Genomic DNA, 16,986 nt, shown 5'->3' with positions numbered 1-16,986 from the left:
TGTGGCCAAACAACCAGAACAAAAAAAAGTACCCGTGACATACCAATATGACGCAATTATTATTGGCACGGGTCCTGGCGGTGAAGGTACCGCCATGAACCTTTCAAAAAACGACAAAAAAGTAGCGGTTATTGAACGCCAAGAATCTGTTGGTGGCGGTTGTGTACATTGGGGCACAATTCCTTCAAAAGCGCTTCGCCACTCTGTTAGTCGTTATATTGAATATAAAGCAAATCCGTTATTTAATGTTGGCGAGCGCCCTAGCCGCTTAACATTTCCTGATATTTTACGTCACGCCAGTTCGGTTATTTCTAAGCAATCTAATTTACGCAGTAGCTTTTACGATCGTAACCGCATTCATATGTTTCAAGGCGATGCGAGCTTTGTAGATAAGCACACTATTGAAATAAAACGAAATGACGGCTCAACCGAACGACTGACTGCTAAAACGATTGTTATAGCAACGGGTTCGCGCCCTTATCGCCCGCCAGAGGTGGATTTTACGCATTCTCGTATTTACGAAAGTGACACAATACTTGGCCTTGAGCATGACCCTCATCGCGTACTGATTTATGGTGCAGGTGTTATTGGTTGTGAGTACGCGTCAATATTTAAAGGTTTAGGCGCTAAAGTTGATTTAGTTAATACACGCGACCGACTACTTGCCTTTATGGATGCAGAAATATCTGACGCGCTTAGCTATCACTTTTGGAATAGCGGTATTGTTATACGTCACAACGAAGAGTTTGACCGAATTGAAACGCGTGATGATTGCGTTATTATGCATTTAAAATCAGGTAAACGTGTAAAAGCTGACTGTATTTTATTTGCTAATGGCCGTACTGGTAACACTGATACACTAAATCTTGAAGCCATTGGCTTAAAAGCCGATAGCCGTGGCCAATTAAAAGTTAACGAAACATACCAAACAGAAATTGATAACGTCTACGCTGTAGGTGATGTAATTGGCTATCCAAGCCTTGCAAGTGCTGCGTTTGACCAAGGTCGTATAGCTGCTGATGCAATTGCATGTGGTAACTGCGATGACAGACTGATTGTTGATATTCCGGCTGGTATTTATACCATCCCAGAAATGAGCTCAGTCGGTAAAACCGAGCAAGAGCTTACAGCCGCTAAAGTACCGTATGAAGTTGGCCGTGCTCAGTTTAAGCATTTGGCACGTGCTCAAATTGCTGGTACTGAAGTAGGTAGTTTAAAAATATTATTCCACACCGAAACCAAAGAAGTACTTGGCGTACATTGTTTTGGCGAGCGTGCCTCTGAAATTGTTCACATTGGCCAAGCCATTATGGAACAAAAAAATGGTGGCAATAATATCGACTACTTTGTGAATACCACATTTAACTACCCGACCATGGCTGAAGCCTACCGTGTTGCAGCATTAAATGGTTTAAATCGCTTATTTAAATAAGTAGTTTTAAATGCCTTTATAAATAGGTAACAAAAAACCCGCAACTTAGCGGGTTTTTTACTTTTAAACAGTTTTAAAGCTTGTTTAAGTGACTATTACTTATGGTACTTAGCACTTAGCTCATGTACTGCATTAATGAATACGCCAGCATTTTCAGGGTCTACATCTGGTGTAATACCGTGGCCTAGGTTAAACACGTGGCCATTACCTGTACCGAAGTCTTCTAAAATAGTGCCTACTTCTTGGCGAATACGCTCTGGTGTACCATGTAACATAGATGGGTCCATATTACCTTGTAGAGCTACTTTATCACCCACACGGCGTTTAGCGTCGCTAATATTAATAGTCCAATCAAGGCCGATTGCATCACAACCTGTTGCTGCAATAGCTTCAATCCATTGACCACCATTTTTAGTGAACAAAGTAACCGGTACTTTACGACCATCGTATTCACGAATTAAGCCATCTACAATTTTATGCATATATTGCAGTGAAAACTCGTTGTAATCGCGCGGGCTTAATACACCACCCCATGAGTCAAATACCATTAGCGATTGCGCGCCAGCTTTAATTTGAGCATTTAAATAATCAATAACTGAGTCAGCTAACTTATCGAGTAATAAATGAAGTGTTTGCGGTTCTGCAAACGCCATTTTTTTGATTTTAGCAAATACTTTGCTGCTACCGCCTTCAACCATATAAGTTGCTAGCGTCCAAGGTGAACCAGAAAAACCAATAAGCGGTACTTCACCTTTAAGTTCACGACGAATAGTGCTTACCGCGTTCATTACGTAGCCAAGCTCGTCAGTTGGATCAAGTTTTGGAATTTTTTTAACATCAGCAAGTGATGAAATAGGACGTTCGAACTTAGGACCTTCGCCAGTTTCAAAGTACAGACCTAAACCCATTGCATCTGGAATCGTTAAAATATCACTAAATAAAATAGCAGCATCTAACGGGTAGCGACGTAGTGGCTGCAGTGTAACTTCACATGCAAGCTCAGCATTACGGCACAGGCTCATAAAATCGCCCGCTTGTGCACGTGTAGCGCGATACTCTGGTAAATAGCGTCCTGCTTGGCGCATCATCCATACCGGAGTTACATCAACAGGTTGTTTTGCAAGTGCACGTAAATAACGGTCGTTTTTTAATTCGCTCATGGCGTAAATGATCCTAAGACTTGTATAAATTGTGCAAGATTGTACCACCATATTCTCCGACCCTCTATTGCTTAGGGACGAAAACAGCCTTACCTAGAGGCAGATCAATATAATCTACGGTTTCAACCTATTTTGACTATAAAACAAGCAAACAAACCATAACATTTAAAACTTTTTATTAATATGTTTGCAACATCGAAAAAAGCTTGTTATTGTTTGTCCCGCGTTAACAAAAACAATAATAAAAATCTTAAAATAATAAAAATAAAAGTTTTAAAATAACAACAATAAAAATTATCTCATAAAAATAAGAAAGCTTGTTATAACAAGCCAATGAAAGAAATTAGACCACCTTAACCGGTGGTTTTTTCTTGCCTGCAATAAATCTCACCATTTACCATTCAATAAATTACATCGCTTTTAGAACATCTATTTTACTTGTTGATATACACGCAAATTAAATATATCTTGATGTATATAAACTTATTATACTTAATTTAAAGACCAACCCAGCTAGGAGAACAGTTATGCTGACGCGTGTAGAAAAAGCTCAACAGAAATGGGGTGGTAGCCACACAGTAATCGATAAATGGTTAAATGAACGCCAAGAGCTTATTGTGCTCTTTTGTAAAATGGCTGGTTTTTCTCCATATGATAAAAAAGATCATGCTTTACCAGAGCCTGCTCAAATTGAATCTTTTTGCCAAATTCTGATGGATTACTTGTCTGCTGGTCATTTTGAAATTTATGATGACATTGCTAAAGCTTGTGAAAATAAAGGCCCAAAAAGCCAAGAACTTGCCAATGCAATTTACCCGCGTATTTCTAGTACAACTGATATTGCACTGGATTTTAACGATAAATACGCAGAAGTAGATAAAGAAGACTTATTAAAAGATTTTGATAACGATTTATCTGTTATCGGTGAAGCGCTAGAAGCACGATTTGCGTTAGAGGATGAGCTTATTGACAACTTATTTTCTAATCACACAAATTAATACGTTACTTACACGTATTAAAAAAGGGACCTAAGGTCCCTTTTTGCATTTACACAATAAGCTTATTATTGTGCTGGTGCTTCTTCATTTTGAATTTCAAGTAATTCAACTTCAAATACAAGTGTTGAATTAGCTGGAATCTTACCTAAGTCACGGTCGCCGTAAGCAAGTTCTGAAGGAATAGTGAACTTGTACTTAGAACCCACTGACATAAGTTGTAAACCTTCAGTCCAACCCGCAATTACGCGGTTAAGAGGGAAAGTTGTCGGTTCGTTACGTGCATATGAGCTATCAAACTCAGTACCGTCTAATAAAGTACCTTTGTAGTGTACTTTAACTACATCAGTTGCTACTGGCTTTTCGCCATCGCCTTCGCTAAGTACTTCGTACTGTAGGCCAGACTCAGTTACTGTAACGCCTTCTTTTTTAGCGTTGTCAGCTAGGTATTTAACACCCGCTTCTTTGCTTTTTTCAGACTCTACTTTTGCTTTTTCTTCTTGCTTAGTACGTACTGATGTATCTAATTCAGTTAATACTTCACGAATTTTTTCTTCGTCAAGCTTTGCATTGCCAGCAAGTGCATCTTCAAAACCACGGATTAAAAGTGCTTGGTCTAGTTCAATACCAATTTCTGTTTTGTCTGCTAGGTCTTTGTTTAAAAAGTTACCCACAGATGCACCAATACCGTATGCTTGTTGCTGTTCAACAGTGTCTAATTTAACTTCAGCTTGTTCTTTTTTTGCTTCTTGATTACAAGCTGTAAGCGCTAAAACTGACGCTGCAATCAATGACAATCTAATCGTCTTTTTCATTTTAAATCTCCGACACACTTTGCAGTTGTCATTTTAATGTATTATTACTAGTTAAAGATTAACGGCCCACATGATAGGCTGCTTGTTTAATGACTAAATTCCACATTGTTAGCTAAACTAAAAACATATCCAGTGATTAGACAAACAACCTAGGCATTTAACGCGTCCTAGTCTAACCTCTCAATCACTAAGAGTTAAGGGAAATACCTGTAATATGTCGATATTTCGTACTTTTTTAATCGTATTTAGCTGTTTTTTAGCCATCGCCTGTACCGATAAAAAACAACAGGCTGTAGCAAGTTACGAACATGCTGCACAAGGTGCGTTTTCATCTACACTGTCAAACGATGGTAAATACAGTTTGATCTCCTCTATCAACCATGGGGTCGCCCTATGGGATAATCAACAGCAGGTACTAAAATACCAATGGTTTCAGCAGCAAGATCAAGACAGTTTGGTATACGCCGTTGCTATTGCTTTTGATAACAGCGTGGCTGTTACCGCCGAAAAAACCACGTTTGCTGTGTGGGATATAGCCACAGGCAAAAATAAAGGTTATTACAAAATACAAAAAGCCAGTATTCGCGATATTGCTATTAGCAATCAAGGCCGTAGTGTTTTATACGGCCGTAGCGACGGCGTTGTCGTATTTGTAAACCTAGAAACCGGACGTCGCATTGAGTTTTTAGGCCATCAAGATAAAGTTAACACCGTTGACCTATCACCTAACGGACGCTTTGCTTTGAGTGGCTCTAACGATTATGTTGCTTACTTTTGGGATACACGTACTGGGCAAGTAATTCATCGTTTTAATCACCCAACGCGTGTTACCCAAGTAACGCTCGATCCACAAGGTCGCTATGCGTTTACGGCCGATAGTATGGCACAAGCAAATGTATGGAAGCTGACTACAGGTGATCTTGTGAGTAAACTGAAGTATATTGCGCGTCAGAAAATTTTTACTGCTGTGCGTTTTAACGAACAAGGCACTTTGCTTGCAACTGGCTCGCCAAATAAGCGCGTAGATTTATGGCAAATACCAAGCGGTGAAAAAATTCAAACTTGGCAGGTTACCCCGCGCGAAGGCAGTAAGCCTAAATCGGCGGTGGTGCTAGATGTGACATTTACAGATAACGGTAAGTCGTTGTTAACCGAAAGCTCCAGCGGTATCGCAGAGCGATTTATTATACGAGAGAATAATGAACACAATTGAACATCGCTTAATGGAACTTGAAGCCAAAGTGGCTTTTCAAGACGAAACAATTGAAGTCTTAAATGATGAAATAAAAGTGCACCAGCAACTGTTAGCAAAAATGAAACGCCAAACTGAGCTGCTAGCAGAAAAAATTAAAGAGTCGCAGTCATCATCGTCTATGATGTCTGAAGCACCTGAGCCGCCTCCACCGCACTACTAAAGCCGGTAAAAATTAGGCAATAAAAAACCGGGTTAGTCGCCCGGTTTAAATACCCCAATTACTTGTTCAAATTGGCGAGTAGACGCCTGAACAGCGTTATCGGGTTGCGCCATTTTATGGCCACACTCAACACACTCTACTTTTTCAACATCATGTTCTCTGTATAGCATCATAGTATCCATGGCTTTGCAGTCAGGGCACGATGCACCAGCAATAAATCGCTTCTTTTGTCTCACAACATTTTTCCTGTGGTTTGAACTGCTGTCATTTTATCGTATAACTTCACTTGTTGATACGCTTGATAAGCGCATTAAGTTCTATGGTATGATAACGCCAACTTAACAAGGGCACAGCAAAGTAACGCATTCATGATCCAAATCTCAGAAATAGAACTACTTCGTGGCGGAAAAGCCTTATTAAAAAACGCATCAGCTACGTTATTCCCAGAGCACAAAGTAGGCCTTGTTGGCGCTAACGGCTGTGGAAAATCAACGTTATTTGGTTTACTAAAATCAGAACTACAACTAGATGCCGGTAACTGTAGTATTCCAAAAGATTGGTCTATTGCCTCTGTTAAGCAAGAGACACCTGCACTTGAAATAAGCGCGATTGATTATGTACTGCAAGGTCACCCAGAATACTACGCAATGCGTATAGCACTGCGTGAGGCCGAGAAAATCAACGATGGCGACACACAAGCCAAAGTACATATTCAGCTTGAAAACATAAAAGGCTATAGCATTGAATCAACCGCAGGTGAGCTATTACATGGTCTAGGCTTTGCCAATAACCTTATAGAAAACCCTGTAAGCTCGTTTTCGGGTGGTTGGCGTATGCGTTTAAACCTTGCCCAAGCATTAATACGCGACGCCGATTTACTACTTCTTGATGAGCCAACAAACCACCTTGATTTAGATGCCGTTTATTGGCTTGAACGCTTTTTACGCGCTTACACCGGCACCCTTGTACTTATATCGCATGACCGTGAGTTTTTAGATGCGGTGGTTGATCAAATTTGGCATGTAGATAAGCAACTTATCAACGTTTACAAAGGTAACTACTCGCAGTTTGAACGCCAAAAAGCAGAACGTTTACTACAACAACAAGCAATGTTTGATAAGCAACAAGATCAAATTGCGCACCTTGAGCAGTTTATAACGCGCTTTAAAGCAAAAGCCAGTAAAGCTAAACAAGCACAAAGCCGTGTGAAAGCACTTGAACGCATGGAAAAACTAGCGCCGGCACATGCCGACTCGCCATTTAACTTTGAGTTTGCAGAGCCAAAAGCATTACCAAACCCACTAATGACAATAGATAAAGCCAAAGCGGGTTATGGTGACGTCACTATTTTAAATAATATCGAGCTAAACCTTGTACCAGGCAGCCGAATTGCTTTACTTGGTCGAAATGGCGCAGGTAAATCAACATTAATTAAACTGCTTTCTGGTGATTTAGAGCCGCAAGCTGGCGAAGTTATTCAGCATCACGGATTAAATATTGGTTACTTTGCGCAGCATCAGCTTGAATCTCTTGATTTAAAAGCCAGTGCAATAATGCACTTGCAACGCCTCGACCCAAAAGCCACTGAGCAATCACTACGTGACTTTTTAGGTGGTTTTGCCTTTATTGGCGATAAAGCCCTTGAGCCCGTAGCCCCATTTTCGGGCGGCGAAAAAGCACGTTTAGTACTTGCCATGTTGGTATACCAAAAGCCAAACTTATTATTACTGGATGAGCCTACAAACCACCTTGATTTAGAAATGCGCCATGCACTTGTTATGGCACTACAAGGCTTTGAAGGCGCCATGGTTACCGTATCGCACGACCGCCATATGCTTAAAAATACCGCCGATGAGTTTTACCTAGTAGATGACGGCAAAGTAACCCAGTTTGGTTACGATTTAGATGCGTATTACCAGTGGTTACTCAATGCCAATAAAGAAGCGGTTAAAGCGCAGCAAAGCGACGAGCCTAAAGCAAACCCAGGTGTTAATCGTAAGGAACAAAAACGCTTAGAGGCTGAGTTTAGAAAGGCCACTCAGCCACTTAAAAAGCAAATTGAAAAGCTTGAAAAGCAACTCGATAAATTCACCGCAGAACTAGCTGAAGTTGAAGAAGCACTCGGCGATAACGAACTCTACAACGACGATAACAAAGCCAAGCTTAAAGAGTTATTAGCTAAGCAAGCAACCCTTACACCTAAACTTAACGACGTTGAAGAAGAGTTACTTATGGCACTTGAAGAAATGGAAGAAAAAGAGCAGGCATTCGCCGATGAACTTGCTCAATAGCGATGACTTTTGGCAATTTGCGTGCACTTTGTACGCAAAGCCTGAGCAACAAACTACCTTGCTGGCACTACAAAACCAGCAAGGAAAAAATGTTAATTTATGCTTATTACTGCTTTATTTAGATTCATTAAATTTAAGTATTAATACCCAACAGCTAAATGAGTTAACGCAAGTAGTGAGTGAGTTTGATACTCACGTATTACAACCCCTGCGCGCCGCACGCAGCTATTTAAAAACTAATCAGAATACGATAAGTGATTACGCTACAATACGCGCAGAGTTACTAAGCACTGAGCTAAAGCTTGAAAAACAACAGCAATGCATGCTCATAAGCACCGCTAACGGTCTTAAATTAAAAACTTCTGATACACCCAACAATATAAATCTATACGTGTAAGTAAATACATTTCATACATTGTTGAAGTACGCACCGAATCTATAGAACCCCCTCTTAAAGCATGATCTAAATCAACTTAGCTTCACTCCTACACCTGCTTAGAAAAATTACTTGATCTCGATCACGTTGCGACCTGCAAACACCGCCTATGATTAACCCATCAACAACGAGGGGAACAACTTATGAACGTATTCTTTAGAGACTTTTTTACAGATCCAGTTTTATTTATGTCTTTTGGGTTTTTAACCATTGTTGTTTCTTTGTGTATCTTTTTTGCTTTTTTCTTTTTGAAAAAAATACATGACGCAGAAATTCCCGAACAAAATTAAGCACGACGCACAAAGCGCCCTATCAGTTACTGATTAGGCGCTTTTTATTCTTTTTGATACACTAGCGATTCTTTTTTGCAAAGTGTGTAGTACAAATATGATCCCACAGTTTAAACCCGCATGGTGGATGACAAACCGTCACGTTCAAACCATAATGCCGCGTTTTTTCCGCCCATTTCATAACACTAGCTACGAACTTGAGCAACTTGATACACCCGATGGCGATTTTATCGAACTTGCTTGGTCACTTCCGCATAACGAAACTGCACCTCTTGCTATAGTCCTTCATGGCCTTGAAGGTAATATAAATAGCTTTTACGCTAAAGGCATGATGAAGGCGTTAAAAAAGCAAGGTTATGCAGTTGTGCTTATGCACTTTAGAAATTGCTCAACCGAAGTAAATCGCTTGCCTCGCGCATATCATAGTGGTGATACCGCCGACTTAGCTTTTTTTATTAATCATCTAAAGCAACAATATCCAAATAGACCTATGGTTGCCGTTGGCTTTTCTCTTGGCGGTAACGTACTTGCCAAATACTTAGGTGAACAAGCACAAGCATGTCCTTTAAGCGCGGCTGCGGTTGTTTCTGCACCTTATGACTTATCGTCATCAAGCGATGTAATTCGTAAAAGCCTAGGTAAAATTTATCAAAAGTATTTGCTCGATCGCATGAAAAAGTCGATGCAACGTAAGTTGCCACAAATTAAGCAGCAAATATCTATCACTACCGATCAATTAATGAACATTGACGACCTATTAGAGTTTGATAACCAGCTAACGGCTCCTTTGCACGGCTTTGAAAACGCTCACGATTACTATCGTCAAGCCAGTGCGATGCCATATTTAAAGCATATTGCTGTGCCTACATTAATTATTCATGCAAAAGACGACCCCATGCTCTCAATTAAAGCCGTACCGAGTAGGCAAGACGTAAGTGAGCATGTTACGCTGCGCATCTCTGAAAAAGGAGGGCATGTTGGCTTTATTGCCGGTAAAAATCCGTTTAAGCCTATATTTTGGTTAGAAAAAACCGTACCCAATTACTTTGGGCAATATGTTTTAAATAAAGTGAATAATGAGCAACTATGATCATCCCTTTTGAGCAACTCGATAAAGATACGCTATACAATTTAATAGAAAGCTATGTTTTGCGCGAAGGCACCGACTATGGAGAAATAGAGGCTAGTATTGAATCTAAAGTAAACCAGGTTAAGCTTCAGCTTAAAAATGGCGAAGCCATGGTGTTTTTTTCAGAGCTTCATGAGTCTGTAACCATTATTTCGAAAGGCGAATTTAAAGCGCTGCAAAGTGAAGAGCATCAAGCAGAGTCGTTTGATTAGCACTTGTAACTTTTGAATTGAACGTACACAATGGCTTTTTACCCTAAGAGCCAAAACATGATAAAACTCAGCACTCTAGTGGTAGCCATATCACTAGCTTTAACTAGCCAAGCCCAAGCAGAACAAACAATAACAGCATCTGACAAGGCAATTAAACTCGCTAAAGACACCATTTTAATTGATACCCATATCGACGTACCTTATCGAATTCACGAAAATTGGGTTGATGTAACTAAAGCAACAACTGATGGCGATTTTGACTACCCTCGCGCTGTAAAAGGCGGTTTAAACGCACCGTTTATGTCAATTTATATTCCTGCGCATTTGGAATTTGAAGGTAAAGAAAAAAGCTACCAGCTAGCCAATCAAATGATTGATAGTATGGAAGCCATAGCCCAGCGCGCACCCGATAAGTTTGCTATTGCTAGCTCAAGCACTGATATAGAAGAGCAATTTAAACAAGGCAAGCTTTCTATAGCGATGGGTATGGAAAACGGCTCTCCAATCGAAGGGGACATGAAAAACCTTCAGCACTTTTACGACCGTGGTATTCGCTACATCACGCTAGCGCACTCGCAAAGCAACCATATTTCGGATTCATCTTACGATATACGCCGTAAATGGAAAGGCTTAAGCCCATTTGGTAAAAAGCTTGTCACTGAAATGAATAATATTGGTATGCTAATCGATGTATCGCATATTTCTGATGATGCGTTTTATCAGGTTATGGAGCTTTCTAAAACACCAGTAATTGCCTCTCATTCATCACTTCGTAAATACACGCCCGGCTTTGAGCGTAATATGAATGACGATATGTTATTAGCGCTGAAAAAAAATGGCGGCGTTATTCAAATCAACTTTGGCTCAAGCTTTGTTACCGCTAAAGCAGGTAGTTGGGGCAAGCAATTAAAAAACACAAAAGAGTCAGCTAAAAAAGAAGGCACTAAGTTAAGTAAAGATTTTGATGCTGCGTACCGCGCTAAAAACCCATACCCATTTGCAAGCCTTGAGCAAGTACTTGACCATATTGATCACGTAGTTGAGCTAATTGGTATTGATTATGTAGGTATTGGCTCTGATTATGATGGAGTTGGCGATTCATTACCTATCGGTTTAAAAGATGTATCTAGCTATCCTAATCTTGTTCAAGGTTTAATGGACAGAGATTACAGCGACAAAGATATTAAAAAGATTCTTAGCGGTAATTTATTAAGAGTTTTAAAACAAGCTGAAGAGTATACGAAAAAGCACTAAAATTTTAGCTGTAAGCAAAATGACCTAATACACCTAATATTATAAACGCGGTCTTGGCCGTGTTTATATGACTAATGCTATGGCAGCTTTAGCTTTATTAAAGTGTTATTTATAATATCGTATATAATATTATGTGCATGTTCTGCTTCTTCATCATTAGGTTCCTCTTTCTTTCTCTCTTCTTTATATTCTCTTAAGATATCTTTAGGATTTAGCTTTCCCTCTCCTAGCTCTATTTTTTTATTTGGCTTATCTATAAAAAATTCATATATATTAACTAAATCGTTTGATTGCTTTTCACTCAATACATTATTGGCTCTGGCATTATCTTTAATTATATAAAGCAAATTTTCATACTCTTTGGATATTCTTCCATTAGATAAAAAATCAGTCCAAAGTCTCGATCCATTTTCTTTATCTATAAGATCCTTCAACTCATAAAGTTTTAATGAAAGCCTTTCTGTTAATTGAAATTTGGCAAAGTTATTGGATTCTTTAGCTACTTTTAGCGAGTTTTTGGCAATTTGCCAAGTAAGGATAGCAATAAACAAAGTGACAATTGCTGTAGAGCAAGTCACTATTTCTGCAATACTTAATTCCATATAAACCCTCTGTAATATTGGTAAATAAATTAATATAACAAACATTAATAAGTCCCAAGTGGGACATTTTCTATCTATTTTTATAAGGTAGTTAAAAAAAGGGTCCAAATTAATTCCTTTTTATTTTATTGCTACAGCTTTACTCTAAAAGCTGTTTTAGGATGCCCAAAGCCGCCTTATTTGGCAAATAATACCACAAAGAATTCCCTCGGGTTTCGTAAAACTCAACCCAAGCTACGGCAATAAAGCGATATAGGAGCTAATCACTTTTCTTCAGGCATTAAAAAAGGCCACCTAAGTGACCTTTTTATAACAATTAACTTAAAAGCTAATTATTACGCTACGATAGTTGCTACAACACCAGCACCTACAGTACGGCCACCTTCACGGATAGCAAAACGAAGACCTTCATCCATCGCGATTGGTGCGATTAGAGTTACTGTCATCTTGATGTTATCACCAGGCATTACCATTTCTACGCCTTCTGGTAACTGTACGTCACCCGTTACGTCAGTTGTACGGAAGTAGAACTGTGGACGGTAACCTTTGAAGAATGGAGTATGACGACCACCTTCATCTTTAGAAAGTACGTATACTTCTGAAGTGAATGTAGTATGTGGGTTGATTGAACCAGGCTTAGCTAGTACTTGACCACGTTCAACGTCTTCACGTTTAGTACCACGTAGAAGTGCACCGATGTTTTCGCCAGCACGACCTTCGTCAAGAAGCTTACGGAACATTTCAACACCAGTACAAGTAGAACGAGTTGTATCATTGATACCAACAATTTCTACTTCGTCATTGATGCGGATGATACCAGCTTCAACACGACCAGTTACAACAGTACCACGGCCTTGGATTGAGAAAACGTCTTCGATAGGCATGATGAAAGGCTTATCGATGTCACGCTCTGGCTCTGGGATGTAAGAATCAAGTGCGTTTGCAAGCTCAACAATCTTATCTTCCCACTCTTTCTCGCCTTCTAACGCTTTAAGCGCAGAACCAGCGATTAGAGGTAAGTCATCACCTGGGAAATCGTATTCTGAAAGAAGTTCACGAACTTCCATTTCTACTAGTTCAAGTAGCTCTTCGTCATCTACCATGTCACATTTGTTCATGAACACGATGATGTAAGGAACGCCAACTTGACGAGAAAGAAGAATGTGCTCACGTGTTTGTGGCATAGGGCCATCTGTCGCAGCAACTACTAAGATCGCGCCATCCATTTGAGCAGCACCAGTGATCATGTTTTTAACATAATCGGCGTGACCAGGACAATCTACGTGTGCGTAGTGACGTGTAGGAGTATCGTATTCAACGTGAGACGTTGAAATAGTGATACCACGTTCGCGCTCTTCAGGAGCGTTGTCGATTGATGCGAAATCTTTAGCAACACCGCCGTATACTTTTGCAAGTACGTTAGTGATTGCTGCAGTTAGTGTAGTTTTACCGTGGTCAACGTGGCCGATTGTACCAACGTTTACGTGCGGTTTTACGCGTTCAAACTTTTCTTTTGCCATGACGGAACCTATCAGTTTTGTGTATCTAAATTACATATGAAAATAATCCACCAGAGGTAGATTAAGTTAATTTTTTCAAATAGTATTTTCTGACAGATAAAGGAAGTAATCAAGGAGATTCTTAGGACTGGTGCTGATAGGCAGAGTCGAACTGCCGACCTCACCCTTACCAAGGGTGCGCTCTACCAACTGAGCTATATCAGCAACACAAGAACTGGAGCGGGCAGCGGGAATCGAACCCGCATCATCAGCTTGGAAGGCTGAGGTAATAGCCATTATACGATGCCCGCATAAAAATCTGTTCTTAAACTACCTCTAACCGTCAAGAATAAAGTGGTGGAGGGAGCTGGATTCGAACCAGCGAAGGCTGAGCCGTCAGATTTACAGTCTGATCCCTTTGGCCGCTCGGGAACCCCTCCACGATAATTCTCTACTAATTCACTTCCGGTAAAAGGAAAGTGGTGCCGACTAACCGAGTCGAACGGTTGACCTACTGATTACAAGTCAGTTGCTCTACCAGCTGAGCTAAGTCGGCACTGCTTTAGTACGGGGCGAGATATTAGAGTAAGGTTTATTGGGATGCAACAATAAAATTAAAAAAAGTGTAAATTTTTAGTTTAAATGCTCAATATTCACGCGAAAACACGTTTTTTGCACTTTTTTATACTGTTTCGGTTAATTCGTACCAATAATTCAATCCCTTCATTACGAGTAATGAATCAAAAATACTTCCCTCAAATTGCTGTTGTAAAAGTAAGCCATAGCCACCAGCAAAAATTATTTGTACTTTTTGCCCTGTTTTTTTATCCGTTAAGTGCAACTTAGCTTGCTCAATTGCTCCAATGGTTGCCACTAATGCACCATTTTTTAAACCATTAGGCGTATTTTTACCCAGTTCATTGGTAAACGGTGTTTTACCGTCATCAAAAACACGTTGAGTATTTTGTGTAAGTGATGAAGTCATTAAATCAAGCCCAGGTAAAATCCAGCCACCTAAATGTAATCCTTCACTATTGAGCACATCAATTGTTGTCGCAGTACCCGCATCAACAACAATGCATGCTGTGTTTGGATATAACGTAAAGCCTGCAATAAGCGCAAGCCATCTGTCTATGCCTAAGTTACCCACATGCTCGTAAGCGCATACAAGATCTCCAAGCGTTTTGGTTACCTTGGCCTCAAAGCAAGTAATATTATTGCTAGCCGCTTGCGCGAGAATATCGCTTAGTAAATCACTGCGCCCTACACATGCATAAATCACTTCGGTTATTTGTAACCAAGGCAGGTTATTTATATCTGCCGGTTGTGCTTGCTCGTTATGCCACAACACAGCTTTTAATGATGTATTTCCTACGTCGATCAGTAATCTCATACTTGCGCCTTTCTAAGGGAGACTTCCCCACCGTAATAACTTTTTACTTCCCCGTCTTGGCGAATTCGTATTCCACCTTGTGGGTCAATACCTTCGCATATTCCACGCCAGCTTCGGTGCCCTGTATTTAGCTCAACATAATCGCCAGCAAACGCATTAAGCGAATTCCATTGCTCATACATATCTTGTAAGCCAGTTTGACGATACTGCACTAAACGCTGCTCTAAATGATAAGTAAGTGACGCCACCAGCTGGTTTTTATCAAGCTTTTGAGTATGTTGATTTAAGTCGGTCCACGCTTGGTCTATATGTTGGCTAAAACTCTCAGGCATTTGTAAATTAATACCGATACCCATCACTAACTGACAAGGTCCTTGCGGTTGTCCATCTAATTCAACCAATACACCTGCAAGCTTTTGCTTATTTATATAAATATCGTTAGGCCATTTAAGCTCTACATCAATTTGGTATAACGCTTTAATTGCATCATAAACTGCAAGACCTACTGCAATTGATACGCCCATTGCAGCTTGTAAGCCGTCATCTAAACGCCAAAAGTAACTGTAATACAGATTAGCGCCGAATGGGGATTGCCAAACACGGCCGCGTCTACCACGTCCTGCTTGCTGCATTTCAGCAACAATAACAGTGCCAGACTCAAGCGCTGTTTTGGCCTGTATACGGCGCATAAGCTCGCTGTTTGTTGAATCAATAATAGGGTGTACTTCTACATCGGCAGTATTTGCACCTAGCGCTTTGTAGTGCTGATCAATTTGCGTTTTATTTAAAAGGCCCACCTGACTATTCAAACAATAGCCTTTGCCAGTCACTTTAAAAATATCCAAGCCCATTTCTTGTAACGCTTTAATATGTTTACTTACTGCAGCTCGGCTAATGCCAAGCTGTTCACCCAGCGCTTGGCCAGATACAAAAACACCTTGCTTTAAAGCATTTAAAATAGCGAGTTTGTTTCCATCAGGTGCTTTCATTGCTTAGGCTCCGCGTTAATATGGCATTCGCTGCGTGCATCCATTAAACGTACTTCGTGCTCTAACATAATGTTGTAACGCGTATAAACCACTCGCTGAATGTGTTTAATTATTTTTATTAGGTCGCTGCCTTCACTATTTCCGTGATTAACAAGTACTAGTGCTTGTTGTTGATGCACTTCAATACCTGCCTCGCGGTGCCCTTTTAAACCACTTTGATCGATTAACCAACCTGCCGCGACCTTATGATGACTTTGCCCATATTCGTAATGAGGTAAATCAGCAAATTGCTTTAATAGCTCAGCTAACTGCTGGTTGGTTATTATAGGGTTTTTAAAAAAGCTACCCGCATTGGCAAGTGTATATGGGTTAGGTAATTTGCTATTGCGAGTTTGTATTATTTGATCGAACACAGCCTGCGGCGTAACAACCTTAAGTTGCTGCAAAGGGCCATAACTCAATACTGGTTGCCATTTTTTTGGGAGCGCTAAATGTACCTGCGTGATCACCGCTTTATTTTTAAGGGCATGTTTAAATATTGAGTCTCTGTAAGCAAATTCACATTGTTCGTTATTTAATAAATGCATAGTGTTAGTGGTTAGATCAAAGTATTCTACCAACTCAATAAATTTAGCTATCTCAATGCCATAAGCACCAATATTTTGTACCGGCGATGCGCCAACAGTCCCTGGTATAAGTGCTAGATTTTCAAGCCCCGGTATATTTTTCTCTAATAAATAACTGACTAGTTGATGCCAGTTTTCGCCTGCGGCAATACTTATTAGTTTGTCGCTCTCACGCTCGGTAATTTTAATACCTTTTAAGGCTATCTTTATAACCGTACCCATGTAGTCATTTAAAAATACGGTATTACTGCCCTCGCCTAGCAAACAAAACGGCGCGCTAAAACTTTGCGTTTTAAGTTGCTCAAGCTGAGTAATTTCAACAAAATTTTGGCATTGGCTGTTTAATGCGAATGTATGTAAGGAGTGTAATGAATGCGCCACAAAGCTCTCTAAAAATACCGGTAACTAATCGCAATAGTTTACCTCATCATCGCAAATGTGGCACTAG

Annotated in this window: 17 protein-coding genes and 4 tRNA genes; 9 read left to right on the top strand and 12 right to left on the bottom strand. The window is 40.1% G+C overall.

The genetic code is table 11. From position 1 onward, the window contains the following. The first annotated feature begins 1 nt into the window (after position 1). Positions 2 to 1,432 (top strand): Si-specific NAD(P)(+) transhydrogenase, encoded by a 1,431-nt coding sequence (gene sthA, locus P4S71_RS09765; RefSeq protein ID WP_198403004.1) that lies wholly within the window; start codon positions 2 to 4, stop codon positions 1,430 to 1,432. Between the two features lie 95 nt (positions 1,433 to 1,527). Here the strand turns inward: sthA and hemE are convergent, their stop codons facing one another. Beyond that, a complete protein-coding gene (gene hemE, locus P4S71_RS09760; protein ID WP_337150575.1) occupies positions 1,528 to 2,592 on the bottom strand; it encodes a uroporphyrinogen decarboxylase in 1,065 nt (354 codons plus the stop codon). A 527-nt stretch (positions 2,593 to 3,119) separates the two neighbouring features. On the opposite strand from hemE, the gene P4S71_RS09755 reads away from it, so the two are divergent. Beyond that, entirely contained in the window at positions 3,120 to 3,590 is a 471-nt protein-coding gene (locus tag P4S71_RS09755; RefSeq protein ID WP_008138658.1) for an Rsd/AlgQ family anti-sigma factor, read from the top strand. 65 nt (positions 3,591 to 3,655) lie between these two features. On the opposite strand, the gene fkpA is transcribed toward P4S71_RS09755, so the two are convergent. Next, positions 3,656 to 4,402: an FKBP-type peptidyl-prolyl cis-trans isomerase gene (fkpA, locus tag P4S71_RS09750; protein WP_024595253.1), complete on the bottom strand. Its 747-nt coding sequence runs from the start codon at positions 4,400 to 4,402 to the stop codon at positions 3,656 to 3,658. A 214-nt stretch (positions 4,403 to 4,616) separates the two neighbouring features. Here fkpA and P4S71_RS09745 point away from each other — a divergent pair, with 214 nt between their 5' ends. Together P4S71_RS09745 and P4S71_RS09740 are read left to right on the top strand one after the other, a co-directional pair. Next, on the top strand, positions 4,617 to 5,615 hold the full coding sequence (locus P4S71_RS09745; RefSeq protein ID WP_337150574.1) for a WD40 repeat domain-containing protein: 999 nt from the start codon (positions 4,617 to 4,619) through the stop codon (positions 5,613 to 5,615). Continuing rightward, complete coding sequence (locus P4S71_RS09740) at positions 5,602 to 5,817, top strand: SlyX family protein (protein WP_007378900.1); 216 nt, start codon at positions 5,602 to 5,604, stop codon at positions 5,815 to 5,817. Before P4S71_RS09745 ends, P4S71_RS09740 begins: the two co-directional genes overlap by 14 nt. A gap of 32 nt (positions 5,818 to 5,849) precedes the next feature. Here P4S71_RS09740 and P4S71_RS09735 read toward each other — a convergent pair whose 3' ends face one another. Then, complete coding sequence (locus P4S71_RS09735; protein WP_007378899.1) at positions 5,850 to 6,053, bottom strand: YheV family putative zinc ribbon protein; 204 nt, start codon at positions 6,051 to 6,053, stop codon at positions 5,850 to 5,852. 132 nt (positions 6,054 to 6,185) lie between these two features. Here P4S71_RS09735 and P4S71_RS09730 point away from each other — a divergent pair, with 132 nt between their 5' ends. From P4S71_RS09730 to P4S71_RS09710, 5 genes are all read left to right on the top strand, one after another. After that, entirely contained in the window at positions 6,186 to 8,108 is a 1,923-nt protein-coding gene (locus P4S71_RS09730) for an ATP-binding cassette domain-containing protein (protein ID WP_337150573.1), read from the top strand. Continuing rightward, the gene (locus tag P4S71_RS09725; protein ID WP_337150572.1) at positions 8,092 to 8,505 is read left to right on the top strand and encodes a TIGR02444 family protein; all 414 of its coding nucleotides are present in this window, start codon (positions 8,092 to 8,094) and stop codon (positions 8,503 to 8,505) included. Before P4S71_RS09730 ends, P4S71_RS09725 begins: the two co-directional genes overlap by 17 nt. A gap of 426 nt (positions 8,506 to 8,931) precedes the next feature. Further along, complete coding sequence (locus P4S71_RS09720; protein ID WP_337150571.1) at positions 8,932 to 9,924, top strand: hydrolase; 993 nt, start codon at positions 8,932 to 8,934, stop codon at positions 9,922 to 9,924. Further along, complete coding sequence (locus P4S71_RS09715; protein WP_008138653.1) at positions 9,921 to 10,175, top strand: YheU family protein; 255 nt, start codon at positions 9,921 to 9,923, stop codon at positions 10,173 to 10,175. The genes P4S71_RS09720 and P4S71_RS09715 overlap by 4 nt, the downstream gene beginning before the upstream one ends. A gap of 57 nt (positions 10,176 to 10,232) precedes the next feature. Then, entirely contained in the window at positions 10,233 to 11,429 is a 1,197-nt protein-coding gene (locus P4S71_RS09710; RefSeq protein WP_337150570.1) for a dipeptidase, read from the top strand. Positions 11,430 to 11,506: 77 nt separating this feature from the next. Here the strand turns inward: P4S71_RS09710 and P4S71_RS09705 are convergent, their stop codons facing one another. From P4S71_RS09705 to murB, 9 genes are all read right to left on the bottom strand, one after another. Then, positions 11,507 to 12,031 carry a hypothetical protein gene (locus tag P4S71_RS09705; RefSeq protein ID WP_337119697.1) on the bottom strand — a complete coding sequence of 175 codons (525 nt, stop codon included), beginning with the start codon at positions 12,029 to 12,031 and terminating at the stop codon, positions 11,507 to 11,509. Between the two features lie 335 nt (positions 12,032 to 12,366). After that, positions 12,367 to 13,551: an elongation factor Tu gene (gene tuf, locus P4S71_RS09700; RefSeq protein WP_024596766.1), complete on the bottom strand. Its 1,185-nt coding sequence runs from the start codon at positions 13,549 to 13,551 to the stop codon at positions 12,367 to 12,369. A gap of 128 nt (positions 13,552 to 13,679) precedes the next feature. Further along, a tRNA-Thr gene (locus P4S71_RS09695) sits at positions 13,680 to 13,755 on the bottom strand. Between the two features lie 11 nt (positions 13,756 to 13,766). After that, positions 13,767 to 13,841, bottom strand: a tRNA-Gly gene (locus P4S71_RS09690). Positions 13,842 to 13,885: 44 nt separating this feature from the next. After that, positions 13,886 to 13,970, bottom strand: a tRNA-Tyr gene (locus P4S71_RS09685). Positions 13,971 to 14,010: 40 nt separating this feature from the next. Continuing rightward, positions 14,011 to 14,086: transfer RNA gene (locus tag P4S71_RS09680), tRNA-Thr, on the bottom strand. 126 nt (positions 14,087 to 14,212) lie between these two features. Continuing rightward, positions 14,213 to 14,923 (bottom strand): type III pantothenate kinase, encoded by a 711-nt coding sequence (locus P4S71_RS09675; protein WP_337150569.1) that lies wholly within the window; start codon positions 14,921 to 14,923, stop codon positions 14,213 to 14,215. Continuing rightward, the gene (gene birA, locus P4S71_RS09670) at positions 14,920 to 15,912 is read right to left on the bottom strand and encodes a bifunctional biotin--[acetyl-CoA-carboxylase] ligase/biotin operon repressor BirA (protein ID WP_337119695.1); all 993 of its coding nucleotides are present in this window, start codon (positions 15,910 to 15,912) and stop codon (positions 14,920 to 14,922) included. The genes P4S71_RS09675 and birA overlap by 4 nt, the downstream gene beginning before the upstream one ends. Further along, positions 15,909 to 16,919, bottom strand: a complete 1,011-nt coding sequence (murB, locus tag P4S71_RS09665) for a UDP-N-acetylmuramate dehydrogenase (protein ID WP_337150568.1) — start codon at positions 16,917 to 16,919, stop codon at positions 15,909 to 15,911. The genes birA and murB overlap by 4 nt, the downstream gene beginning before the upstream one ends. Positions 16,920 to 16,986 lie beyond the last annotated feature (67 nt).

Source organism: Pseudoalteromonas sp. B62, from assembly GCF_037162565.1.
GTDB classification, from domain to species: Bacteria; Pseudomonadota; Gammaproteobacteria; order Enterobacterales; family Alteromonadaceae; genus Pseudoalteromonas; species Pseudoalteromonas fuliginea.
This window is presented reverse-complemented; position numbering and strand designations above follow the sequence as displayed.